This is a genomic window from Limnoglobus roseus, assembly GCF_008254045.1.
Classification (GTDB): Bacteria; Planctomycetota; Planctomycetia; order Gemmatales; family Gemmataceae; genus Limnoglobus; species Limnoglobus roseus.
Genome location: NZ_CP042425.1, coordinates 29633 through 53209, shown reverse-complemented (window position 1 = coordinate 53209; position 23577 = coordinate 29633). Strand labels below are relative to the sequence as shown.

Below are 23577 nucleotides of genomic sequence, written 5' to 3'. Positions count from 1 at the left end.
TCCCCACGCGACCGATTCCTTCGCCCACCCGCTACGGTCGAATCATGGAACAACTCTCGCCCCAGGTCATGCACCGACTCGTGTTCACGGTCCTGATGCAGCACCTGCCGGAAAGTCAGTGTGCCCCGGCCCTGCACCTGCTGACCGACGCCCTCACGCACTCGCAAAGTCAGATTCGCGAACTCGCCGTCGTGGCGATCGCGGAAATGCCCATCGCCGAGGCACGGCGGGTGGAGGCCCTGTCGCCCGCCCTGCGGGACAGTTCGGCCCGCGTCCGACGCCGGTCCGCCCGCGCGATCGGCGACCAAGGGCCGGCCGCGGTCACGGCCCTGCCGCTCCTGATGAGCGGCCTGAAAGACTCCGACCCGAGCGTCCGCCGCGACTGCGTCGGCGCGATCGGTCGCCTCGGCGCGACGGCTTACGCCGCCGTGCCGCTGATGATGCCGCTGCTTTCCGACGGCGACGTGCGAACCCGCGTGGTGACGGCAGTAGCCCTCAAGCGGATCGGCCGCGCGTCGGTCCCCGCCCTGTTGAACGGCCTGCTCTCGAACGACCCGGAACTCCGCGGCCGCTGCGTGACGCTGTTGGGCCAGATCGCCCCGGACGACGAGCGGGTGGCGTTAGCCCTGGAAGCCGTGGACGACGACGCCGACCGCGACGTGCAACTACGGATCGACGCGGCGATGTTAGCCGTCCGCACGCCGCCCCCGACGCCGATGCCGTTCCGGCAACAACTCGACCGGCGAACGCCGCCGTGCATTCCTTCGCCGGACCGGATCACGCCACTCGCGTCGCCGGCCATGGAACGGTTCAGCACGATGCGATAACGCAGGATCATGAGAAGAGTGCGAAGGGGTCGGGCTTCGGTTCCATGATGGAACCGAAGCCCGACCCCTTCGCGATTCTGACAACCAGCGGTCTACTCTCCCAAAGCCTTCTGCATTTGCAGAAACAACCCCGGCGACACGTCGGCCGGTCCTGACCCCACGACCGCCAATAACGCGGCTGCAAGGGGGCACCTCTCGACGAGTGCCAGACCGCCGGCCGCAACGCAAACCGACCGGCTCATGCCGGCCGAACAGCAGACCAAAACCGGCACGCCGGCCCGAAGGAAGGCCGCCACCGATTCGGCCGCCAACCGCAGAAGCCACGGCGGGTTCTCACCGCCATCGGAGAGCGGGAACCGACAGCGGACCAAATCCCGCGGCAGGTCGGCGAATGGCTCGATGTCGGCCACCTCCACGACGGACGTGATGCCCGCGTCCAGCACCGTCCGGGCGTCCCACAGGTCGCCGGCATTCCCCACCCACAGAGGCCGGCCGGAAACCTGCCTCATCAGTTGTCTCGCGCGGGTGAGAATGCTGCACACAGAAGGGCTTGCAGGTTGAAGCTTGCAACTAACTGATTGCGAGCGGGGACGGTTCCCAGGAGAAGTCGAACGGCGGCTCCACGGTTTCTTCGCTGTCGTCGCGGTCGCGGAAGACGTGCATGACGCGGAACCGGCTCACGTCGTCGAACTTCGGCTCCGGGTAAACGTCCGACCGGAACTCGTTGCCCGGCGAGTACTCGTGGAACATCACCCGCACCTTCGGGATGCCCTGGAAGTGGTGGTCCTCGGCCCGCCGCTTGCCGCCGTGGACGTCGTAGAGTTCCAAGAGTTGCCGCAGCACCTTTTCGAGCTTCCGCGGGTTCACGCCGTCTTCGAGGTAGATCAGGTCGATCTGCGTCGCCCGTAGGATCGCGTGGACGTGTTGGCGGACGCGCTGCCCGAAAAGCTTCTCGAACGTCGGCCCGACCGGCCGCAACGTCGTCGTGCCGTGTTCGGCCGCTTGGCCCTTCGGCGGGGCTTCCCACAAGAGCGTTTCGACGAACCACCAGTGCGGCGCGATCCAGAACCCGCCGCCCTCTTCCGGCACGAGCAGCGCCGATTGCTTGAGCAGTTTCGCCAGCCCTTTGAGGAATCGGCGGCGGAGTTGAATCTCGTCCCGCCGCACGACCCGTTCCTTGACCGTGTCCCCGCGGAGATCGTCGAGCGAGACCTTCAACGGCCACTGCGGGTCAAACTCCGTCGCCTCCGATTGTTCCGCGGGAACGAGTCGTAGGCCGACGTGCGGTGCGTCCACTTCCGGGGCCGGCGCGAACGCGGTGCGGACGCCCCAGCGGCGTACGAGCTTGCCCGCCAGCACGCGGATGGGTTGGTCGGTGCCGTCCACGCGGACTGTCAGCGGGTCGCGGCGTGTCGGGTCCATGCGGCGGAAGCGGAAAAGTTGGTAGACGCCGAGCAGCACCACGCCGGGGACGAGCCACGCCGCGAGCGCACCGAGGAAGCCGGTCACGACCATCTGCGAGTCAAGCGTCGGCGGGGCCGTTAGCCGGCCGCCGCACGACCAGAGGATGAGTGTGGCGATCAGCACCGACGCGAACCCGACCGCCAGCGACAGGATGCGGCGCATCGGCACGCTGTAGATGACCGGCGATACCTTCCGGCCGCCGGTCCGCCAGAGGATATTCGCGTCGCCTTCCGTTGGCAGGGTGCAACTGACCAGCGAAAGCACCGCGACGACCCCGCACAGGATGAGGCCGTACACCGGCGGCGTCACGAGCGTCACGAGCATCGCGAGCATCCAGTACCCGATGAGCGCGACGGCGTCCGGCGATTGCGGCGGCGGTTCGGCGTCCATGAGCGACCGGCGGCCGCCGGCTTCCGCATCGGCGAACTTCCGCATCTGGTTGTCGAACACGTACACCGGCAGGTAGATGCTCGCCGCCACGGTCACGAACAGCATCAGCCAGAGCGACACGAGCACGACGAGGTACAGCACGTAGGAGGTGCGCAAGCCCAACTCCCGCCAGCCGTCCGGGAACGCGGCCCAGAGGGCGAGCGCGAGCGCGTCCCAGGCGATCATGCCGAGGAAGACGAAGTAGACCAACCGCGGGACGCGCCGCGGTAGCGGCGGTACGCCGCGGAAGTCGAGGCCCACGTCGTACTTCAACTGGTCGAAGCGGGTCGCCTGCCGGGTGGCGAACGTCGAGAGCTTTGTCACCCACGGCACCGGGTTCGAGCGGTGCCACGCGGCAATGCACATCGCCCCGAGCAAGAGCGTAACCCCGGCGAGCAGGTCGTACAGGTCGCTGGTGGCGTTACGGCCGACGACCTCTAACCCGCCGAGCAGGGCGACGACGCAGATGGCCGAGCCACGCTCGGCCGACGGCACAAGGCGCTGGGCGCGAAAGAGAGCAGCATCGAGTAGCTTCATGGAACTGTTATTTCATCACAACCGGACCGTTTCGCCAATGCCGAGCCGGAAGAATCGGGAGAGTTGGCCACAGATGAACACGGATAACCACAGATCAGACGAGAACCAAAAGCATTCTGAAGGCCTGTACTGGTGAACCGACTGAAAATGGGTTGCGGTGTTATCTGCGTTCATCCGTGTTCATCTGTGGCCAACTTCTTCTTAAACCGCCCCGCCCGGAACAGGTCGATCGGGTGTCGGGTTCTCCCCTGTTCGGCGAGGTCCGCCAGGATTTCGCCGACGACTGCCGCGAATTTGAACCCGTGGCCGCTGAACCCCGCCGCGAGAATGACGTTTGGGTTCGCCGGGTGAACGTCGAGGACGAAGTGCCGGTCCGGCGTCAGCGTGTACTGGCAGACCTGGCGGCCGGTGCAGCGGGTGAACGGCGATGTAACAAACTGATTCAAGAACTCCCACACGGGCTGCTCGTCGGCGTCCGTGGTGTCCCACTTCACATCATCGGGTGATGCGAGTTCCGGCGCACCGTAGTGGCGGGCGACCTTCACTCCGCGGGCGTCGATCATCGGCAGGCCGTAGAACGGGCCGAGAGGCGTCTCGAACAGAAACACGGGGAAGCGATCCCGACGAAAGAGTTGCAGATCACCCGGTTGGAACCAGAGCATGACCTGTCGCATCACCGAGAACGGTATGCCAATGTCGGCGAGCAGTTTCGTCGCCCACGCCCCGGCCGTGACGACGAGTTTGGCCGTGTAGTAGGTGCCGCGAGTGGTGCGAACCGCAATGCCGTTGCCGTCGGACTGCCAGCCGAGGACCGTTTCCTCCGCGTGAACTTCGGCCCCGCTCGCCGTGGCCGCATCGAGGTAGGCTCGCACGCACTCTTCAACCATCAGGAACCCGGCCTGCGTTTCGAACACCGTCTCGCACCCTGCAGGAACTCGGAACGCTGGCTCGTCGCGGTTCTCGATTCGTAGGCCGTGCGTGGCCACTGCTGCTTTCACACCGCAAACGAGTTCGCCGTCGCTCGGCCCGATGGACAGGCAACCGCACTCGGTCAACAGATGGCGGCCGGTGAGTTGTTCGAGATCGTACCACCGCTCCCACGCCCGCTTCAGCAGCGGCACGTAGTCGGGGTGTTCGTAGTACGCCGTGCGGATGACTCGCGTGTGGCCGTGGGAACTGCCGCGATCGTGAACGAGCGGGAACTGTTCGAGGCCGAGAACACGACGGCCGCGGCGGGCGAGTTCGAACAGCGTCGCCGAACCCATGCCGCCGCAGCCGAGGACGATTGCGTCATACGAGGTGGTCATCCCCCGATCTTGGCGTTCGGCACGAAGAACGGCAAGAAGTAACGGCGGTATCCCAACATCACGACGACTAGCAACCCGGTAAAGACCACGCCGAGGGCCGGTTGCTTCATGATGAGCAAGTCCCAGAGCAAGATGTTCACGGCCACGGGCATGAGGACGACCACGCCGAGTGGTGCCAGCCGGCCGGTCAGTAGCAATAGGCCGCCGATAACTTCCAGTGCTTTCACCACGTCCATGTAATGCGTCGGGATCAGCACGCCCATGAACTGCTTGGCGGTGTCCGGCAGTTCCGGCATCTGCATCGGCAGGAACGGCACGAAGTGTTGCAATCCGAACACGAAGAACGCCAACCCGGTCAGCAGGCGAGCGGCGAGGACGATCCATTTCATCGGGCGGTCTCCAGAAGGGATAACCGGGCATACCCGGACGGTGGCTACACCTTACATCGCCGCCCGAAGCCGGGTAAACTCGATCGCATGACCACGCTACTCCGCAACCGCCGTCACTTCCTCACGCAAGCCGGTGGCGGCATCGCCCTCAACTGGATGCTCGCGAACACCGCGACCGCGGGAACGATCAACCCGCTGGCGGCGAAGAAGCCACACTTCCCGGCGAAGGCGAAGCGGGTGATCTTCTTGTTCATGGTCGGCGGGCCGTCGCAGATGGACTTGTTCGACCCGAAGCCGGAACTCACGAAGCGGCACGGCCAACCCTTACCGGAGATGACCGGCCGGCCGAAGAGTCAGTTCACCACCGGCAAGGAAACGATCCTCGCCAGCACGCGGAAGTTCCAACAGCACGGCCGAACCGGGGCGTGGGTGTCGGACCTGATGCCGCACCTGGCCGACTGCGTGGACGACATCTGTTTCCTGAAATCGTGCTGGTGTACGAACACGATTCACGCCCCGGCGATGTACGAACTGCACTCCGGGCGCATCACGATGGGCCACCCGTCGCTCGGCTCGTGGGCCGTCTACGGTCTGGGCAGCGAGAGCGAAAACCTGCCCGCGTACTGTGTCATGCCGCAGCCGGAAGGCGTCCTCGAAGGCGGTGCGCCGTGCTGGGGTGCGGGCTACCTGCCGGCCGTGAACCAGGGCACACTGCTGCGCCGCGGGGCCAACCCGGTGTTGAACCTCAAGCCGCAACCGGGTGTGAGCGCAACGCAGAATGAGCGCACGTTTGAGTTGGCGAAGAAACTGAACGAGTTGAACCTGTCGAAGGGCGACACGGACCTGGAAGCCCGGATTTCCAGCTACGAACTCGCCTTCCGCATGCAGATGCACGCCCCGGAGGCGGTCGATCTGTCGCAGGAATCAAAGGAGACGAAAACCCTCTACGGCCTCGACAACGCGAAGACGGCCGACTTCGGCACGCGGTTGCTGCTCGCTCGGCGACTGGTCGAACGCGGCGTGCGGTTCGTCAGCGTTTACAGCGGCGGCGGCCCCGTGAACATGCAGTGGGACGCCCACGACGACCTGAACGGCAACCACGAAAAGATGTGCGGCCTGACCGACAAGCCGATCGCGGCACTGCTGAAAGACCTGAAGCGTTTAGGGATGCTGAAAGACACATTGGTCGTCTGGTGCAGCGAGTTCGGCCGCACGCCGAACAGCCAGGGCACGCGAGGCCGCGACCACAACCCGCTCGGCTACACGATGTGGCTGGCCGGCGGCGGGGCGAAGCCCGGCTCCGTCGGCACGACCGACGAGTTCGGGTTGAAGGCGGTCGACCGGCCGATCTCCGTCAACGACTACCACGCAACGATCCTGCACCTACTGGGTCTGGACCATGAGAAGCTTACGATCCGCCACAACGGCCGCGACGAGCGACTGACGGATGTGGCCGGCAACGTGGTGACAGACGCGGTGGTGTGAGTCGGCCCACGCTGTTAAGATGACGCTAGTTCGTAAGGAGGATTCGAGATGCCGGCCACGATGGAATCCCTCGGGCTTGACCGCCTTCCACGCGAGGAACGAATTGCGTTAGCCCAGGCCCTCTGGAACAGTATTACCGCGGAGGCCCCGCCCGGGATGCTGACCGACGCGCAAGCCCGTGAACTCGACCGGCGCGCCAAGGAAGATGACGCCACGCCAGACGACGTGATTCCGTGGGAGCGGGTGAAGGCCGAAACCCAAGCCCGGTTGGGCTGATGAGACTGCCGATCGTCTTTCGCCCGCTTGCTCAAGCCGAGTACGACATTTCGGCCCGATTCTATGAAGGCCAACAGGTCGGGCTGGGTGTCGCGTTCACGATGGAAGTTGAAGCCGTCCTCGACACCCTCTCGGCAAAGCCCGACCGTTTCCCCGTCGTCCGACGCGACATCCGCGAAGCACCGGTCGATCAATTCCCGTTCTGCATCTACTACCGCGTGCGGTTAAACCGGGTGATCGTTCTTGCGGTTTTCCACCAATCTCGCGACCCGGTCGAATGGCAATCGCGGAACTGACTCACCGATTCGCTGTCACCTTTTTCATCGCCACCGGCTTCGCCGGGAGTTCGCTGCCGGCTTCCTTCAGCGGAGCGTCGGCGATCTTCCGCAGCACGTCCATGCCGAGCGTCACCTTGCCGATCACGATGCCGTCGCCGTCCAGCGTCGGGTTCGGGCCGAGCGTGATGTAGAACCGCGTGCCGCTCGTCGCGCCGTCCTCTTCCCGCAGGAAGCCGACCGTGCCTTCGACGTGCTTCACGTCGCTCAGTTCCGGCTTCACGAAGTAGCCGAGGTGGCCGCGGCCGGGCGTGCCGTCGCCGAGCGGGCAGCCGGCCGTCACGTACTCCAGCAGGTTCGTCGCACCGTCGGCGTTCACGAACGCCTGCGTCACCACCCGCTCGAAAACAAGGCCGTCGAAGTAGCCGGTCTTCGTCAGCGCGAGGAAGTTCCGCACGTGGTTCGGGGCGACGGCCGGGTCGAAGGTGATCTCGATGTTGCCCGACTCGGTTTCGATGGTCGCCCGCAGCGTGTCGGTGAGTTTCACCGTCGGCCAGATCTTCCGCACGTCGTCCGCGATCTTGGCGGCCGACTTCCCGGCGAGTGTCGTGTCCGGCGGCAAGGTGAAGCCCATCGGCAGCACGTTCGTTGTGGCTAGTTCGAACGACTCGTCGAGGTTCACGGCCGGCATCGGCTTGGCCGGGGCGGGTGTGGCTTCCGCAACGGCGGGGACTTCGGCCGGTTTGTTCTCCGTCGTGGCCGCGGGCTGGCAGCCCGCGATGCCGATAGCCGCGAGAAGGCCGAAAGAGTGCCGCTTCATGGTGGTGATCCTGCGAGAAAGAATACGGCGGCGTGATAGCGTGGGCCGAATGCCGGGTCAATCGCGATAATCACCCCATGGCCGACACTCCCATCACGCTCCAGTCCGACCGCGGCACAGTGCTGCTCACCGACGGGCCGCCGGGCTACGACTTCACGCAACTGCCCGGCGTGCTGTTCGACCCGCGGACCAGCACCTACCGCGCCCAGGGGCGGCACTACCGGGCCGTCATCGAACACCTCGTTCGCGAGAAGATCCCGTTCACCGATTCCGCCCGCGGCTGGGAGAATAAGGACGCCGGGTGGAAGCTGAAAGTCGACTGGCCGCCGCACTGGTATCAGACGGAAGCCCTCGACACCTGGGTGAAGACCGGCCGCCGCGGGCTGGTGATCCTGCCCACCGGCACGGGGAAGACGTTCCTCGGTGCGCTCGTCATCCAGAAAGTCTCCCGGCCGACGATCGTCGTCGTGCCGACGCTGGACTTGTTGCGGCAGTGGGTCGGGCAGCTCGCCGACTTCTTCGGCGTCGAGGTCGGGGCGGTCGGCGGCGGCGACTACTTCTTCAAGCCGCTGACCGTCATCACCTACGACTCGGCCCGCATCCACGCGGAACGCTGGGCGAACAAGTTTGGCCTGCTCATCTACGACGAAGTCCACCACCTGCCGGGGCCGAGCTACGCGGAGACGGCCATCGCCGCCCTCGCGCCGTTCCGCCTCGGGCTGACGGCCACGCCGGAACGGGCCGACGGCGGCGAAACCATCTACCCAGAACTCGTCGGGCCGATCGCCTACCGCCGCGAGATCACGGAACTGTCCGGCGACTTCCTCGCGGAGTACCAGGCCAAGCGCGTGCTGATCGACCTGACGGAAGAGGAAGCCGAGACGTACAAGAGTAGCCGCGAGGTCTACCGGCAGTTCGTCGCCGACCGGGGCATCAGCTTCGGCTCGCAGAGCGGGTGGCAGCGGTTCATCTTCGAGGCGAGTCGTTCCCCCGAAGGGTGGAAGGCGATGCGGGCGTACCGGCAGCAGAAGGAGATCGAGCGGGCCGCGTCCGGCAAACTCGCGATGCTCGAAAAGCTGATGTTGCAGCATGTCGGTGAGCGGATCATCGTCTTCACGGCCGACAACGCGACGGTGTACAAGATCGCCCGCAAGTACCTCGTGCCGCCGATCACGCACCAGACGAAGGTGAAGGAGCGGAAGCAAATCCTCGAACGCATCAACAGCGGCGAGTACACGGTCGTCGTGACGAGTCAGGTGCTGAATGAGGGGGTGGACGTGCCGGCCGCGAGCGTGGGGATCGTGCTATCGGGGACCGGCAGCACGCGCGAGAACGTGCAACGACTCGGGCGGATTCTGCGGAAGTACAAGGGCAAGCAGGCGGTGCTTTACGAAGTGGTCGCGAGGGGCACGGCCGAGGAGTTTACGAGCGACCGCCGCCGACAGCACGGGGCATTTCAGTGACTCACTCTTCCGGGAATTGAGCCGGCGAGTAACCGATGTCGACGATGCTGCACCCTTGCACGACGTTCAGGCCGAGTTCTTTCGCCTTCGCGACAACTTCTGGCCCGTCCGCGCCGGGGTTCAGCCAGACTTCGCCGACGGGTTTCACGGTCAAGTCTTCGACCGCTTTGACGCCGACCGCGGGGGGCAGGTAGACACTCACACGGTCGAGTTTCCCGACGGGGATGTCCGCGATTGTTTTGGAAACGGCAATCCCTTCGACCGTCTCGGCCGTCGGATGCACGGGGAACACGGTCCACCCCGCCGCGAGGTACGCCCGCACGCACTTGTTCGAGAACTTCCGCCGGTCCGGGCCGGCACCCACGACGGCAATCGTTGGCATGATCGGACTTCAGGGTGTAAAAGCAGACAGGCCGCCGGGGAGCGGGCGGTGCGGGGTGAGGAAATCGACGACAGCGTCTCAGCCGGGGCCGGCCGGGGCCGCGGGCTTCGCCGGGCTGGTGCCGTGGATGGCCTCGTACACCTCTTCGCGGTGAACGGGCACGTCCTTCGGGGCTACGATGCCGAGGCGGACCTTGTCGCCGCGGATTTCCACCACAGTAATAACGATGTCGTTGTTGATCACAATCGACTCGTTTTTTTTCCTGGACAGCACGAGCATGGGTGTCTATCTTTCCGTAAGTCGCATCCAAAAACTGGGCAGTTCTTGAACTCCTGCAGGGTCAACACGGTCCCTGTGTGCCGCGCGAACACCCGTTCGCGGACGGTCGAAAAACTCCCGCTCAAGTTCTACGCATCCCGAACCGACACAGATTGTCCACCCGGTGTCTGTCAAGTGCGTTTTCGCGAGAATCAGGCCGCCTTCATTTACTGTAAAATCGGGCAATTTGGGTAGTCAAGTGCCATTCGCACGTTTGTCGCGATTTTTAAAGAGAAAAGTGCTTGCCGATGTGAACATCCAGGGTAGACACCCCGTTCCTCGCTCATCAGGGCGAATAACCGGCCGGCGAGAGCAGTCCGGCGGCCTTCCGCCGGTGGAACGTCGCGACCTGTCGAACGAGGGGGTTCGGGTCGCTGACCGCGAGGTTGTCGGCCCAGTCTGTGTAGAGGAGTTTTCGCTCCGAGGCGACCCGCACCGCCCCTGCTCGCACGGCCGGTTCCGCATCGCGGCTGAGACGCTCCAGCCACGGGCCGATGTCGCGGCCCGATTCGCTCGCCAGTTCAACGAGCAGTTGCAAACGCACGCGGGCCTGCGGGTGCGTTAAGCGCCGGCCGAAGTCGATTTCGTCGGCCGACCGGCCGCGGGTCTGAAGGACGGCGGCGCAGATGTGCCGGACGTTCGCGTCGGGGTCGTTCATCCAGTGAAACAGCTCTTCGTCCGAAATGATGCTGGCATCGCCGGTGGTGCTGAGGGCCGTCAGCGCCGCGGCCCGGACTTCCGCCTCGGCGTCCGTGAGCAACGGCGGCACGGCCGAGACGAGGTTAATCTGCGGCATCCCGCACAACCGGGCCGCGAACACCTTGGCCCGCGACGACGACTGCAAGCCGCGCTCGACGGCCGCCCGGCACTTCCCCGTCACGCCTGCGTCGGATGACTTCAGAAGTTCTGGGAGCAGTTGCAGAACCGCTTCCTGTCCGCTTTCACCAAGTGCGGGAACCGTGTCAAGTAAGGCCGAAGCCCGTTGGACGAACGCAGTGGTGTCGGCAGACTGCGCCGCGAAGTTCTTCCGCAACACGCCGCCGATGGTCTGACAGGTGGGGCCGTCGCCACCCTTCAGCGATTCCACCAGTTGGGCAAATCCGTCGTCGCCGAGGTCGAGTAAGGCTTGCGCCTGCTGCGAACGGGCTTCGTCGGTGGTCGCCGACCGCAATCGGCTCGCGGCGTAGTGAGCGCGCAGGATCGTCCAGTTAAACGCGGCGAGGCCGCCGATGGTGAGGACCGTCAGACCCAGGATTCGCCCGACCCACCGCTTGCTCACCATACCGCGACCCTCGAAGTCGCGGGGACCATAACCCGAAGTGCCCGGAATCAACAAGCTCAACCGCGGCTACCCGACATATTGATCGAGAAACGCCTTCGCCCGGCGGGCCGTATTGACGGCGTCGTAACTGTGGCGGCTCAGTTCCACCGACACCATGCCCTTGTAGTCGATCGCCTTCAGCCCGGCGAACACGTCGGCGAAATCGACCTCGCCTTCGCCGAACATCAAGTGGTCGTGAACGCCGGCCTTCATGTCCTCGATGTGGACGTTCCAGAGACAGTGCTTCCACGCCTCGATGTATTTGCGGATCGGCAACTCCCCGGTGCAGACGAGGTGGCCGATGTCGAGCGTCAGGCCGAAGTTTGGGTGGTTCACCTTCGCGTGCAGTTCGGCGAACTTGTCCATCGTGTCGATGAACATGCCCGGCTCCGGTTCGAACGCGAGGCGAACATCACGATCGGCCGCAAAGTCGGAAAGTCGTCGGCATGCATCCGCTAACCGTACCATCAAGGTCGTCGGGGTGGTGGCATCGGTAGCCGTGCCGGACCACAGCGACACAATACCCAGACCGCCCCAGTCGTGAAGTAGCCCACGGGATGCGAGGACGACGTGCCGGCTCAAGAAGTCTGCCCGTTTGCGCTGATCGGCGGGGTCTGATGAGATCAACGTGGGCTGATGCTTCCGACGGGTGTCCAGGGCGAACCGCGAGCCCGTCTCGATTACCGATCGCATCGTGTGTCGGGCACAGGCGTCGCTGAACGGCCCGGCCTGGCGAGGGTAGTCGTCGGCCGTCGGGTCGGCGTGGTTCACATCCGGCGTCAGGGCCACGCCGCGGTAGCCGAGTTCGGCGATGATGGCGAGCGCGTCTTCGAGCCGGTGGTGGGCGAAGCCGTTCGTGTTGTAGCCGAGGATCATGGGGACAGTATACCGGCTCGCCTTGCACGGCCGCCGCCGATCGGCGTACACTCCGGCCGATGTACTTTCAATCGCAGACGTTCCTGCACATCTTCCTGCCGCTGGTGCTGCTGGCGTACTACGCCGTGCCGGTGGCTCGTGTCACGATTCGCAACGCCGTGCTGTTCGCGGCGAGCCTGTTCTTCTACGCCTGGGGCGAGCGGGAATTCGTTGCCATTCTCTTCGGTTCGCTCGTCGTCAACTTCGGCTTCGCCCACGCCATCGAGCGATTCGGGCGCAAGAAACTCACGCTGACCGTCGCCGTGCTGAGCAACCTCGCTCTTCTTGGCTGGCTGAAGTACGCGGGGTTCCTCGCCGCGACGCTCGGCTATTCGCTGCCGGCCCAACACCTACCCATCGGCGTGTCGTTCTTCACCTTCCAGGCAATCAGTTATTGCGTGGACGTGTACCGCCGCGAGGTGCCGGCCGAGCGCAGCTTCCTGCGGTTCGGCGTGTACGTGTTCCTGTTCCCGCACCTGATTGCCGGGCCGATCGTGAGGTACGCCGACCTCGCCGAGAGCCTGGCGACGCGCGACCACACGCTCGACCGCTTCGCCGACGGCGTGCGGCGGTTCACGATGGGACTGGCGAAGAAGATTCTGATCGCCGACACGCTCGCTGTGGTGGCCGATCAGGTCTTCCGCCTGCCGCCGCAGGAACTCGCGGCGTCGGCCGCGTGGGTCGGGATGCTCTGCTACGCGCTGCAAATCTACTTCGACTTCTCCGGCTACTCGGACATGGCCATCGGCCTCGGTAAGCTGTTCGGCTTCGAGTTCGCCGAGAACTTCCGCTACCCGTACTCGGCGGCGAGCGTCACCGACTTTTGGCGGCGGTGGCACATCAGTCTGTCGAGTTGGTTCCGCGATTACGTCTACATCCCGCTCGGCGGCAACCGCGGCGGCGCGTTCGCGACGTACCGGAACCTGCTCATCGTTTTCGTCCTCTGCGGCCTCTGGCACGGGGCAAACTGGACGTTCCTCGTGTGGGGCGCGTGGCACGGCGGGTTTCTGATCCTGGAGCGGGTGCTGGCCAGTCGGAAGACCGCGACCGAATCTTCTCCCTCTCCCCCGGCTTTGAGGGGGAGAGGGCGGGGTGAGGGGGCAGACGTTCCTCCGCGTGGAGCAATGTTTCATCAGGGTGAAGGTTCGCCCCCTCACCCTAACCCTCTCCCCCTCAAAGCCGGGGGAGAGGGAACAGGAGTCGCCGTAGTTGGCCGGCACGTTTACGCCCTGATCGTCGTGCTGTTCGGTTGGGTCTTCTTCCGGTCGCAGACGCTCGCACAGGCGACGGGCATCTTCGCAGCCCTGTTCGGCCTCACGGACGGCACGCACATCGCTGGCGATGTCATGACTCACGCGGCCGGCATCGCGCTTGCGGTCGGCGCTTTCATCAGTGTGCCGGTCTTCCCGTGGCTGAAGCGGCAGGGAAACCTCGCCCTCGTCGCCGTGCCTCTGCTGGCCGTTCTGCTGTTGCTGGCGACCGCGGGAATCGCCGGCAGCACGTACTCGGCGTTCATCTACTTCCGGTTCTGACCCATGCTCACCGCCGTCGCATCGCTCCTGAAATCCCCGCGGCCGGTAGCCGTGCCGAGCGCGTCGCGCCTCGCGAATCAACTGACGGTCGGCGTGTTCGCCCTGTTTCTGACGGTGCCGCTGGCCGGGTCGCTGTTGCGGACGCCGACGCAGCCGACGAGCGAGAACCGCCCGCTGAACCCGGTGCCGTATGCTCCGACGGCGAAGTGGAAGGTGCAATCGTTCCCGTTCATGTTCGATGCCTACTTCGGCGACCGCCTCGGCTACCGGAAGGAACTGCTCGGCCTGCGGCAACGACTTCTCGTCGAGACGCTCGGCGACTCGATCACCGACAAGGCGTGGATCGGCCGCGACGGGTGGCTGTTCGTCAACTGCATCGGCCCGGGCGACTTTCCGGTTCTCCAACCCGACCCGGAAGTGCAAATCCAGAAGTGGGCGGATGCACTGGAAGAGCGCCGGCAATGGCTGGCGGCCCGCGACATTCGGTACGTCGTGATGGTCGTGCCTGAGAAATCGAGCGTCTACCCGGAACACCTGCCGGCGTGGCTGCAACGCCACCCGCCGCCCGACCTGCTGACGCCGTTGACCCCGCGGGTGCCGAACGTGTCGCTTCTCAACCCGCTCCCGACGATTCTGGAAGCGAAGAAAACCGTGCCCGAGTTGTACCAGAAGTACGACTCGCACTGGACCTGTGCCGGCGCGTACGTGGCCTACTGCCAACTCGGGCGGCAACTCGAACGCGACCGGCCGGGCTACCACTTCAAGCCGCTCTCGGAATTCGAACTGAAGCCCTGGCTGGCCGACGAACACGACATGGCGAAAGCCCTCGACCGCTCGCCCCAGGATTGCGTGGAAGGGATGCTCCACTTCGTCGAACGGAACGGCCCGGCCAAGCCGCTGCCGACCGACACACTCGACGCACTTATGGAACCGCACGAGGACCGGATGAAGAACCTTGTGCAACACCTGACGGAGTCCGACCGCGGCGTCGGCCGGGCGGTGCTGTTGCACGATTCGTTCGGCCTCAAACTGCACCACCTGATCGCGAGCGACTTCCGCCGACTGGCGGCCGTCGGCACCTACGGCTTCCCGACGAACGTGATCGAGGCCGAGAAGCCGGACGTGGTGATTCAACTTATGGTCGCGCGGGCGTTGCCCTTTGTCCCGCCGACGCGACTTGCGAAGATGACTCCATGACCTGGAGCGTTCAAGATTTCGCCGGCAAGCCGGTCGCGGTGTTTACGCCGCCACAACCACGGTTCACCGTCCTATTCCTGCACGACCACGACGAGCGCCTGCCGGGGGAGAACGCCGAACTCACGGCCGCACTGGATGCGCACAATCTTGCGTGCATCGCCCCGAGTGGCGGTCAATCCTGGTGGGCCGACCGTCGGCATCCCGCGTTCGATCCCGAAACGACTGCCGAACAACATCTCCTTCGGCTGACTTCGTCACCCCGTCACCCCGTCACCCCGTCACCCCTTCATGCCCCCATCGGCGTCGGTATGGGCGGGCAAGCCGCTGTCCGTCTGGGACTGAAGTATCCGGACCGCTTCCCGGTCGTCGCCGGGTGGGATTCCGCGTTCGACTTCCACGACTGGTACGGCCGCGGCACGGCGCTCGACGAACTCTACGATCGCAAGGAGCAAGCCCGCCAGGACACGGCCGTCCTGCACGTCCGGCAGCACCACTTCCCCGGCCACATCTGGTTCGGCTGCTCGCCGGAGTCGGAGTGGTTCCGCGGCAACGACCGCTTGCACGAGAAACTGTCCGCCGTCGGCGTACCGCACACATTTGAACCCGGGCCGGTCGAACGGCCACTCGCGACGATGGTAGCGTTCGCGGCCGACGCGCTGGCGAAGCAATCGCGCCGGCTGTTGTAGCTTCACAGAACCTTCACCCGACTCGCGTTGGAGGGCGTCCGCCCGGTTCGTAGGATGCGCTAAACCATGCCCCCGACTCGCCGCGAATTCGCCCGCTGGCTGATGCTCGCCCCGCTCGCCGCGGCCGGGTGCGTCGGCGACGGCACGCCGGTGCGCGTTCACGCCGGCGGCTCGACCTTCGTTGACCTCATCATGCAGGCGTGGGCCCGGGAGTACCGCCGCGAGAAGCGGACGGAGATCGACTACATCAAGAGCGGGTCCGGCAAGGGGATCAGCGACGTGGTCGCGCGGACGGTCGACTTCGGCTGCACCGACGCCCCGATGAGCCGGAAGGAACTCGCCGCCGCCCGGGCCGAGGGGGGCGACGTGTTGCACCTGCCGGTGACGATAGGGGCCGTAGCGGTCATCTTCAACGCGCCGGGCGTGGAGGCGCTGACCCTGACCGGCCCGGTGCTCGCGGACATTTATCTGCAAAACATCAACCGCTGGGACGACCCGGCCGTCGCCGCCCTGAACCCCGGCGTGCCCCTGCCGACGGCGGACATCGTCCCCGTCCGCCGGGCCGAGTCGAGCGGCACGACCGGCGTCTTCTCGGAGTATCTGTCGAAGGTCAGTCCCGCGTTCCACGACCGCGTCGGGGCCACGAAGGAAATGCAACTCCCTGGCGGGACGGGGCAGTCCGGCAACGACGGTATCGCGGGCTTCGTCAAGAACAACCCCGGGGCAATCGGGTACGTCGAGTTGGCGTACGCGGCCCGGAACGCGATCCCGATTGCCGCTCTGAAGAATCGCGCGGGGCACACCGTGCGGCCGACGGCCGAGGGCGTGACGGCCGCGGCGGCGACGGCGGCCCTGTCGAAGCCGACGGCCGAGCCGTACTCGCTGCACGACCTCGCGTACTCGCTGACCGACGCGGACGGGGCGGCGTCCTACCCCATTGTCGGTGTCAGCTACGCGATCTTGTTCGCGAAGCAACCGCCGGACAAGGGGCCGGCGGTCGTGGACTTCCTGAAGTGGGTCGTAACCGACGGCCAGAAGCTCGCCCGCGACCTGCACTACGGCCCACTGCCGGAGGCTTGGAGCCTCAAGGCTACGGCGAAGCTCGACGCGGTGACGTTCCTGTGAGTCGCACGCCGCGCGGTTCGTAAAACTCCCTCATGCCCACTCCCCCGCCGCCATCGACTCTCCGATCTGCCACGCGGGTCGGCGACGCGCTGTTCCGCCTGCTCTGTCAGGCGGCCGGGCTGTTCGTCGTGTTCCTTGCCGTCTCGCTCGTCGGCGTCCTGCTCTGGCAGGCTCGGGCGTTCCTCTTCGGGGCGAACGCGACCGATCTCGTCACGAGTAGTAACTGGAACCCCGGCCGCGGGCACTACGGCGGGCTCGTGTTCCTCTACGGCACACTCGCCACGTCGCTGATCGCCATGATCGTGGCCGTGCCGCTGGGCGTGGGGGCGGCGGCGTACTTGTCCGAGATCGCCACCGGCCGCCTGCGGTCGATCTGCGCGTTCCTCCTGGAACTGCTCGCGGCCATTCCGAGCGTGGTCTACGGTTTCTGGGGCATCGAGTTCCTCGCCCGCCACGGCACGCGGCCACTCTTCGACCTGCTCGGTCTGCACAATGCGGCCGCCGGGCAGGGCATCCTCGCGGCCGGGCTGGTGCTGGCGGTGATGGTCCTGCCGTACATCACGGCCGTCAGCTTCGACGTTTGCCGGGCGGTGCCGCCGTCGCAGCGGGAAGGGGCACTGGCCCTCGGCGCGACGCGGTGGCAGACGATCTGGCGGGTCGTGCTGCCCTACGCGCGGCCGGGGATCATCGCCGCGTGCTTCCTGGCCCTCGGCCGGGCGGTCGGCGAGACGATGGCCGTGACCATGGTCATCGGCAACGCCCAGGACGTGCAGTTCTCGCCCGCCGGGACCGGCGACGCCATCCCGAGCGCCATCGCGAAGATGCTGCCCGAGACGGCGTACTCGGACGCGATGAAACGCGGCGCGCTGATCTCGCTCGGCCTATTGCTGTTGGTCATCACGCTCGTCACCAACGTCTCGGCCCGACTGCTCATCCGCTGGCTGACGAAGCCGCAGGCAGCGGCCCCGCGCAACGCAGAAGATGTGGAAGTCTCGCAAGATTCTGGCCGGCTGCCGATGCCGACCCCGCTGTCGCCGGAGAAGGCCGCGGCCGCCCGGCGGCGGGTGTTGTTGGTGGATGCGGTTATGCGGCGGGTGCTGGCACTCTGCCAACTCGTCACCGTGATCCCGCTGTTCCTCATCCTGGGGTACATCACCTACCAGGGGGCGGCCGGCGTGGACTGGGCGTTCTTCACCCGCGAACCAGACGGCGGCGGCCTCGGCCACGCCATCGCCGGCAGCCTGCTGCTGGTGTCGCTGGCCACGATGTTCGCCGTGCCGGTCGGCGTGTTCGCGGCCGTGCTGTTGTCGGAGTACCGCACCAACCGCATCGTGCCGACGGTGCGGTTCATCGCGGAGCTCCTCGGCGGCGTGCCGTCCATCGTCATCGGCGTGTTCGCCTACGCGGTGCTGGTGTCGCCGCTCTGGTCGAGCCGCCCGTGGGGATACTCGGCGTGGGCCGGGGCGTTCTCGCTCGGCGTGATGATGTTGCCGGTCGTCATCCGGGCTTCCGAAGAAGCGATGCGGCTGGTGCCGAACGGTCTGCGCGAAGCGAGCTACGCCCTCGGCGCGACGCGGTGGCAGACGGTCGTGCGGGTCATCATCCCGGCGGCGTTACCGGCGATCATCACCGGCGTGCTGCTCGCCGTCGGCCGCATCGCTGGCGAGACGGCCCCGCTGCTGCTGACCGCCTACGGCTCGAACTACTGGCCGCGGTCGCCGGGCGAACCGACGCCGTTCTTGCCGTACTACATCTTCAACTACTCGAAGCAACCGGACGGGTCGGACGAAATTCGCCTCGCGTGGGCCGCCGCGTTCGTGCTGCTGGCGCTCGTGATGCTCTTGAACGTCGTCACCCGCCTCGCGGCGGGGAAGCGATTGGTGGCCGCGTAAACTCTCCCTATGTTCTGGCGACTCTTCCTCACGTACCTGATCCTCGTCTTCACCGCCGTCGGGCTGGTCGGCGTCGTCGCGCTGCGGCAGAGTGAGGGGGAGGACATCTTCTACCAACTCTCGCGGGCCGTGCTGACCACGGCCGTCGTCATCGCCCTGTTGTCGATCGTGCCGTCGTACATTCTCGCCCGCCGGTTCACGCACCCGCTAAACGAACTCGCGGAAGGGGCCAAGCGGCTCGCGGACGGCGACCTCGGTCTGAGGATTCACACGGCCGGCGGGCAAGAATTCGTCGCGCTCGCCCGGTCCTTCAACGACATGAGCAAGAAACTCGCCGGCAGTTTCGCCCTCCTGGCCCACGACCGCGAGCAACTCCGCACGATCCTCTCCGGCATGGTCGAGGGCGTCGTCGCGTTCGACAGCGAACAGCAGGTGCTCTTCGCCAACGAGCGGGCCGGCGTACTGCTCGGCTTCGACCCGGACGCGGCCATCGGGCGGAAGCTGTGGGAAGTCGCCCGGCAGCGGGCCGTGCAGGAGATCGTCGAGAAGGCGCTCGGCGGCGGCGGGCCGCACCGCGAGGAACTCGATTGCAAAGGCCCGGACGCCCGGCGGTTGGCGGCCTACGTCTCGCGATTGCCGGGGGCGGAATCGGCCGGGGCGGTCATGGTGCTGCACGACATCACCGATCTGCGGCGGCTCGAACGGCTGCGGCAGGACTTCGTCGCCAACGTCTCGCACGAACTCAAGACGCCGCTGGCAGTGATTCAATCGAACATCGAAGCCCTGCAAGACGGGGCGGCCGAAGACCCGCAGGCGCGCGGGCCGTTCCTGGAGCGGGTCAAGCACGAGGCCGACCGGCTCGACGCGCTCATTCAAGACTTGCTGCGGCTAGCGAAGATCGAGTCGGGCGAGCAACCGTTCGAACTCGGCCGCGTGCCGCTGGACGCCGCCATCGCGGAGTGCCTGGAACGGCAGGCGACGCGGGCCGAGGCGAAGTCGATGGCGTTGATCGAGGTGCCGCCGAAAAACGCCCCGAAGGGCGTGGCCGCCTTCGCGGACGAAGACGCGATGGAGGCGATCCTTGACAACCTCGTGGACAACGCGATCAAGTACACGCCGAGCGGCGGCAAGATCACCGTGCGGTGGACTGCGACCGACCGGCACGTGCAAATTGAAGTGGAGGACACCGGCATCGGCATCAGCGAGGCCGATTTGTCTCGGGTGTTCGAGCGGTTCTACCGGGCCGACCGCGCCCGCAACCGGGCCGCCGGCGGAACCGGGTTGGGCCTCGCGATCGTCAAGCACCTCGTGCAATCGCTCCACGGTCAGGTGACGGTCGCGAGCCAGTTGGGGAAGGGCACGACGTTCAAGGTGACGCTCCCGCGGGCGGCGTAGGCTTACGCTTCCATCGTCATCAGGTTCGCGTCGCGGGCCAGCAGCCACCGGCCGTCGGATTGTTTGCGGAAGATCGTGAGCGTGTGACCGCTGCGGATTCGCGGCTGTTGATGGCCAACCGTCACGGTCACGCGGATGTGCGTCCGGCAGTACGCCATGTCGCCAACCACCTGCACTTCCTCAACTTCGCTCGTCGGCTCGATCCGCACGTTTCGGCCGGCCATCGCCTGGAACGCGGCCGCGAATTGCTCCTTCCCGAACGGCGGTTGACCGGCCGTCAGGTACACCACGTCGTCGGTCATCAGGGCCAGAACCCGCGGTAGGTCGCCGGCCAGTGTTGCCGCCTGCCACTCGGCGATGACGTTGCGGACGGCTTGTTCGTCGAGGGACATGGGTTCGTCCTCAGATCGGAAGCGGGATTCGTACAACAGAGCGGACGAATCGTCGTGAGGAATCTTATCAATGCCCGAAGTGGTGACGTACCTCCTACTCGCCGGGTCCGCGTTCCTAGCGGGGGCGATCAACTCCGTCGCCGGCGGCGGCACGCTGCTCACCTTCCCGACGCTGCTCGGCACGGGCATCGCCGACACGGTCGCCAACGCCACCAGCACGCTCGCATTGTTCCCCGGCTCCTTCGCCGGGTCGTGGGCCTACCGCCGCGAACTGCGGAGCGTGCGGAAGTTCGTCTTGCGGATGCTCCCCGTGAGCGTCGTCGGCGGCCTCATCGGGTCGCTGCTGCTCGTCTGGTTCCCGAGCGCGTTCAAGGTCATCGTCCCGTGGCTGATCCTCACGGCCGCCGTCTTGTTCCTGATTCAGCCGACGCTCAACCGCTACGTCCGAATGCACCAGGGCGAGCACGGCAAGGTCAGCACGTCCGTGACCGTTGGCGTGATGGCGTTTCAGTTCCTGGTCGCCGTCTACGGTGGCTACTTCGGCGCGGGCATCGGCATCTTGATGCTGACCGCCCTCAGTTTCATGCACGTCGGCGACATCCACCACATGAACGCCGTGAAGACGTTCCTGGCCGCGATGATTAACTTCGTGTCGGTGATCGTGTTCATCGTCGACGACTTGATCCGCTGGGACTACGCCGCGGTGATGTGCGTCTCGGCCATCGTCGGCGGTTACCTCGGCGCCCACTTCGGCCGCAAACTGCCGGCAGTGTACATCCGCTGGACGGTCATCGTGATTGGCTTCGGGCTGGCGGCGTACTACTTCGCGAAGCAGTAAGAGGAAAAGCGAAGCCGATTTCACCACAGAGGGCACAGAGACCACAGAGAAAAACCGAGGAGCGGTCAAAAGGCAAAAATGAAACCTGCTCGTGCCTTTCCTCTGTGGTCTCTGTGCCCTCTGTGGTGAAATCGGTTTTCTAAACGCGCGTCGTGATGAAGCCCCGCAGGAGGCCGCCGTGCTTGGCGACTTGCGAGCGGAGGGTGTTGAACACGGGGCGGTCCATCTCGGTTTGCCGCGTCACCAAGTACACCCCGTCGTAGGCGGGGCTGGTCGCGTCGCGGTGGGGGCGTTCGCCCCAGACGCCGCCGTCGATCAGAATCCAGTCGAACCACTGCCGCAACTGCGTGACGAGCTTCGGGAAGTCCGTAGACATCAGCGGCAACGTGTCGGCCGTCGGGCGGCCGGCCCCGAGGACTTGCAGCTTCGCCACCGGCGTCGGTTGCAGCACCCACGCCACCGGCATCGTCTGGTTCAACACTTCCGCGAGGCCGGGCACGTCGGACAGGCCCATCTTCTGGGCGGCGCCCGGCCGGTCGAAGTCGGCGTCGATCACGAGGACCCGCGTGTGCGGTTCCTTTGCCAGCGTCACGGCAAGGTTCAGCAGTACGGTCGTCGTGCCGTTGTCGCTCGCGGCCGAAGTGAACAGGATCGCCTTCGATGCGTTGTCGGTGCCGACTTGCTGGCGAAGTTCCCCGCACAGCCCGCGGTACTCGTGGCTGACCGCGTGGTCGGCGTGGTGATACGCGACCACCGTGTGGTGGACCGTCGAGGGCAGCGGTTGGGCGGCGGGTTTCGGCGCGATGCCGTGCATCTTCACCGAGACGTAGCGGTCTTCCACGACGGCGGCGCGGTTGGGCAGCGGCATCGGTAGCGCGACCGGCTTCGGCGCTTCGAGAATGGCGACGGGCTTTTCGGCCGTCACGCGGTTCGGCAGTTTGGGCAGGCCGTGGAAGATCGGTTGCGGGCCGCCGACTTCGATGTACGGAGCACTGCCGGTAACGAACGCCTCGCTGTCGGGAGCGGTCGCCGCAATGCCGGGGTAGTCGAGGCTGCCTTCGGTGATGATGCGAAACATGCGGCCCATGATCGAAGTCCCTTTCGAGGTCGCGGACACTGCCCCGGCAACTCCCGCAGATTACGCGGCCCGCCGGGTGCGTGCCTTTTGTTTCGGCGACTTGGTCGTCGCAGGTTCACGATCTTCTCCGCGTTCGCCATCACCCCGAGTCAGCGACCTTGCGGCCCCTGCGGGGTATGCCGGTTGTGCGGATTCGTCTGTTTCCGTGATCGTGATACCCATTTGCGTCAACGCCTCGAAAGCAACTTCGACATCCACCGAGTCTTGCTCGGCATCCAAAGCCAAATTTAACCCCGTCGCGGCCAGTTGGTTCAGCACCCGCGGCACGCCGCCGCCGTGCTTCGCGAACAACTGAAGCGCCTCGTCGGTCATCACCTCGTCCGGCTTGCGGCTACACTCTTCCAACTGCGCCCGCAGAAACGTGAGCGATTCGCCTTCCGTCAGTGGTTCGATCCGCACCCGGCAGCGGACGCGCTGGGCCAGCGATTCCGCCCGCGGCAGGCGGTCCCGCAACTCCGGCGGGGCGACCAGCACCGTGAACATCGCCTTCGTCCCGCGGGCGTCCCAGTTGTCCAGCAGGCGGATTTCTTCCAGCACGTCGACCGGCAAATGGTGGGCTTCGTCGAGGATCAGTACGGTCTGCTTCTTGTCCGTGACGGACTTCAGCAGGAAGTCGGTCACGGCGAGGCGAAGTTCGTTGTCGCTCAAACCCTGGTAGGGTTGGCCCAGATCGAACAGGATGGCTTGGTACAGGTCCGCGACCTTCGCGAAGCGCGACGAGGGCACGTAGATCGGCACGACCTCGCTGCCGAGCGATTCGAGGAAGCGCAGCGCAAGGAGTGACTTCCCGGTGCCGGCACTGCCGTCGAGAAGGGCGATGCCGTCGCCGCCGGTGAAGGCGGATCGCAACGCGGCGAGGTGGGCTTCGTGGGGCGGCACGGGCACGAACAGTTCCAGGGTCGGCGACGGGCGGAACGGCCGACGCTCAAGCCCCAAGCGAGCCAGATTCATGGCCGACCTTTTTCACGATGCGGAGTGTTCGGACAGCGCGACTCTCACGATATCGACCGCACAGGCCGCACAACTTGAAGCCGAAGCACGGAGATGAAATCTCGATCATGAGAAAGGACTAAATTTCGGCGCGCCCGCGACCGAATGGCATTCGATTTTGACTTGCGGTAGGGAGGTCTTCTTCGGTATACCTTCACCTCACCACTGACCGCACTTGGTCGGT

The 23577-nt window shown here is 65.7% G+C and carries 24 protein-coding genes; 12 read left to right on the top strand and 12 right to left on the bottom strand.

All coding sequences use genetic code 11. The annotated features are described in order from the left end of the window. The first annotated feature begins 44 nt into the window (after positions 1–44). Positions 45–827, top strand: coding sequence for a HEAT repeat domain-containing protein (locus PX52LOC_RS00245; protein ID WP_168218729.1), 783 nt, complete (start codon positions 45–47; stop codon positions 825–827). 92 nt (positions 828–919) lie between these two features. Here PX52LOC_RS00245 and PX52LOC_RS00240 read toward each other — a convergent pair whose 3' ends face one another. The 4 genes from PX52LOC_RS00240 to PX52LOC_RS00225 all read right to left on the bottom strand — a co-directional run bounded on the left by PX52LOC_RS00240 (position 920) and on the right by PX52LOC_RS00225 (position 4953). Further along, positions 920–1336 carry a protein-tyrosine phosphatase family protein gene (locus PX52LOC_RS00240; RefSeq protein WP_149108184.1) on the bottom strand — a complete coding sequence of 139 codons (417 nt, stop codon included), beginning with the start codon at positions 1334–1336 and terminating at the stop codon, positions 920–922. 61 nt (positions 1337–1397) lie between these two features. After that, entirely contained in the window at positions 1398–3257 is a 1860-nt protein-coding gene (locus PX52LOC_RS00235; RefSeq protein ID WP_149108183.1) for a hypothetical protein, read from the bottom strand. A gap of 170 nt (positions 3258–3427) precedes the next feature. Continuing rightward, a complete protein-coding gene (gene solA / locus PX52LOC_RS00230; RefSeq protein ID WP_149108182.1) occupies positions 3428–4564 on the bottom strand; it encodes an N-methyl-L-tryptophan oxidase in 1137 nt (378 codons plus the stop codon). Further along, positions 4561–4953: a DoxX family membrane protein gene (locus tag PX52LOC_RS00225; protein ID WP_149108181.1), complete on the bottom strand. Its 393-nt coding sequence runs from the start codon at positions 4951–4953 to the stop codon at positions 4561–4563. Before PX52LOC_RS00225 ends, solA begins: the two co-directional genes overlap by 4 nt. Before the next feature lie 87 nt (positions 4954–5040). Here PX52LOC_RS00225 and PX52LOC_RS00220 point away from each other — a divergent pair, with 87 nt between their 5' ends. Genes PX52LOC_RS00220 through PX52LOC_RS00210 form a run of 3 tightly spaced genes read left to right on the top strand, consistent with a single transcriptional unit; the run spans position 5041 to position 7010 of the window. Further along, complete coding sequence (locus PX52LOC_RS00220) at positions 5041–6438, top strand: DUF1501 domain-containing protein (RefSeq protein WP_149108180.1); 1398 nt, start codon at positions 5041–5043, stop codon at positions 6436–6438. Positions 6439–6486: 48 nt separating this feature from the next. Continuing rightward, a complete protein-coding gene (locus PX52LOC_RS00215; protein ID WP_149108179.1) occupies positions 6487–6714 on the top strand; it encodes an addiction module protein in 228 nt (75 codons plus the stop codon). Beyond that, positions 6714–7010, top strand: coding sequence for a type II toxin-antitoxin system RelE/ParE family toxin (locus tag PX52LOC_RS00210; protein ID WP_149108178.1), 297 nt, complete (start codon positions 6714–6716; stop codon positions 7008–7010). The genes PX52LOC_RS00215 and PX52LOC_RS00210 overlap by 1 nt, the downstream gene beginning before the upstream one ends. A 1-nt stretch (position 7011) precedes the next feature. On the opposite strand, the gene PX52LOC_RS00205 is transcribed toward PX52LOC_RS00210, so the two are convergent. After that, on the bottom strand, positions 7012–7809 hold the full coding sequence (locus PX52LOC_RS00205) for a peptidylprolyl isomerase (RefSeq protein ID WP_149108177.1): 798 nt from the start codon (positions 7807–7809) through the stop codon (positions 7012–7014). Positions 7810–7886: 77 nt separating this feature from the next. Here PX52LOC_RS00205 and PX52LOC_RS00200 point away from each other — a divergent pair, with 77 nt between their 5' ends. Next, on the top strand, positions 7887–9272 hold the full coding sequence (locus PX52LOC_RS00200) for a DEAD/DEAH box helicase family protein (protein ID WP_149108176.1): 1386 nt from the start codon (positions 7887–7889) through the stop codon (positions 9270–9272). 1 nt (position 9273) lies between these two features. Here the strand turns inward: PX52LOC_RS00200 and PX52LOC_RS00195 are convergent, their stop codons facing one another. The 4 genes from PX52LOC_RS00195 to PX52LOC_RS00180 form a co-directional block, all read right to left on the bottom strand. Next, positions 9274–9654, bottom strand: coding sequence for a CoA-binding protein (locus PX52LOC_RS00195; RefSeq protein ID WP_149108175.1), 381 nt, complete (start codon positions 9652–9654; stop codon positions 9274–9276). Between the two features lie 78 nt (positions 9655–9732). Then, positions 9733–9933 (bottom strand): carbon storage regulator CsrA, encoded by a 201-nt coding sequence (gene csrA / locus PX52LOC_RS00190; RefSeq protein WP_149108174.1) that lies wholly within the window; start codon positions 9931–9933, stop codon positions 9733–9735. A 325-nt stretch (positions 9934–10258) separates the two neighbouring features. Continuing rightward, positions 10259–11254 carry a HEAT repeat domain-containing protein gene (locus PX52LOC_RS00185; protein WP_149108173.1) on the bottom strand — a complete coding sequence of 332 codons (996 nt, stop codon included), beginning with the start codon at positions 11252–11254 and terminating at the stop codon, positions 10259–10261. A 66-nt stretch (positions 11255–11320) separates the two neighbouring features. After that, positions 11321–12169 carry a sugar phosphate isomerase/epimerase family protein gene (locus PX52LOC_RS00180; RefSeq protein ID WP_149108172.1) on the bottom strand — a complete coding sequence of 283 codons (849 nt, stop codon included), beginning with the start codon at positions 12167–12169 and terminating at the stop codon, positions 11321–11323. Between the two features lie 59 nt (positions 12170–12228). Here PX52LOC_RS00180 and PX52LOC_RS00175 point away from each other — a divergent pair, with 59 nt between their 5' ends. The 6 genes from PX52LOC_RS00175 (at position 12229) to PX52LOC_RS00150 (ending at position 20035) form a co-directional block, all read left to right on the top strand. Then, positions 12229–13740, top strand: coding sequence for an MBOAT family O-acyltransferase (locus tag PX52LOC_RS00175; RefSeq protein WP_149108171.1), 1512 nt, complete (start codon positions 12229–12231; stop codon positions 13738–13740). A 3-nt stretch (positions 13741–13743) separates the two neighbouring features. After that, positions 13744–14937, top strand: a complete 1194-nt coding sequence (locus PX52LOC_RS00170; RefSeq protein ID WP_149108170.1) for an alginate O-acetyltransferase AlgX-related protein — start codon at positions 13744–13746, stop codon at positions 14935–14937. Continuing rightward, positions 14934–15623 carry a hypothetical protein gene (locus tag PX52LOC_RS00165; protein WP_149108169.1) on the top strand — a complete coding sequence of 230 codons (690 nt, stop codon included), beginning with the start codon at positions 14934–14936 and terminating at the stop codon, positions 15621–15623. The genes PX52LOC_RS00170 and PX52LOC_RS00165 overlap by 4 nt, the downstream gene beginning before the upstream one ends. Positions 15624–15689: 66 nt before the next feature. Next, entirely contained in the window at positions 15690–16748 is a 1059-nt protein-coding gene (gene pstS, locus PX52LOC_RS00160; RefSeq protein WP_149108168.1) for a phosphate ABC transporter substrate-binding protein PstS, read from the top strand. Between the two features lie 32 nt (positions 16749–16780). Next, on the top strand, positions 16781–18640 hold the full coding sequence (gene pstC, locus PX52LOC_RS00155; RefSeq protein ID WP_149108167.1) for a phosphate ABC transporter permease subunit PstC: 1860 nt from the start codon (positions 16781–16783) through the stop codon (positions 18638–18640). A 9-nt stretch (positions 18641–18649) separates the two neighbouring features. Further along, the gene (locus tag PX52LOC_RS00150; protein ID WP_149108166.1) at positions 18650–20035 is read left to right on the top strand and encodes a HAMP domain-containing sensor histidine kinase; all 1386 of its coding nucleotides are present in this window, start codon (positions 18650–18652) and stop codon (positions 20033–20035) included. Positions 20036–20037: 2 nt separating this feature from the next. Here the strand turns inward: PX52LOC_RS00150 and PX52LOC_RS00145 are convergent, their stop codons facing one another. After that, a complete protein-coding gene (locus PX52LOC_RS00145; protein WP_149108165.1) occupies positions 20038–20427 on the bottom strand; it encodes a YybH family protein in 390 nt (129 codons plus the stop codon). Between the two features lie 70 nt (positions 20428–20497). Between PX52LOC_RS00145 and PX52LOC_RS00140 the strand changes: the two genes are divergently transcribed. Continuing rightward, positions 20498–21265, top strand: coding sequence for a sulfite exporter TauE/SafE family protein (locus tag PX52LOC_RS00140; protein WP_149108164.1), 768 nt, complete (start codon positions 20498–20500; stop codon positions 21263–21265). 139 nt (positions 21266–21404) lie between these two features. Here PX52LOC_RS00140 and PX52LOC_RS00135 read toward each other — a convergent pair whose 3' ends face one another. Both PX52LOC_RS00135 and PX52LOC_RS00130 read right to left on the bottom strand, forming a co-directional pair. Next, complete coding sequence (locus PX52LOC_RS00135; protein ID WP_149108163.1) at positions 21405–22352, bottom strand: CpsD/CapB family tyrosine-protein kinase; 948 nt, start codon at positions 22350–22352, stop codon at positions 21405–21407. Positions 22353–22403: 51 nt separating this feature from the next. Further along, positions 22404–23354 carry an ExeA family protein gene (locus PX52LOC_RS00130; protein WP_149108162.1) on the bottom strand — a complete coding sequence of 317 codons (951 nt, stop codon included), beginning with the start codon at positions 23352–23354 and terminating at the stop codon, positions 22404–22406. Between the last annotated feature and the right edge of the window lie 223 nt (positions 23355–23577).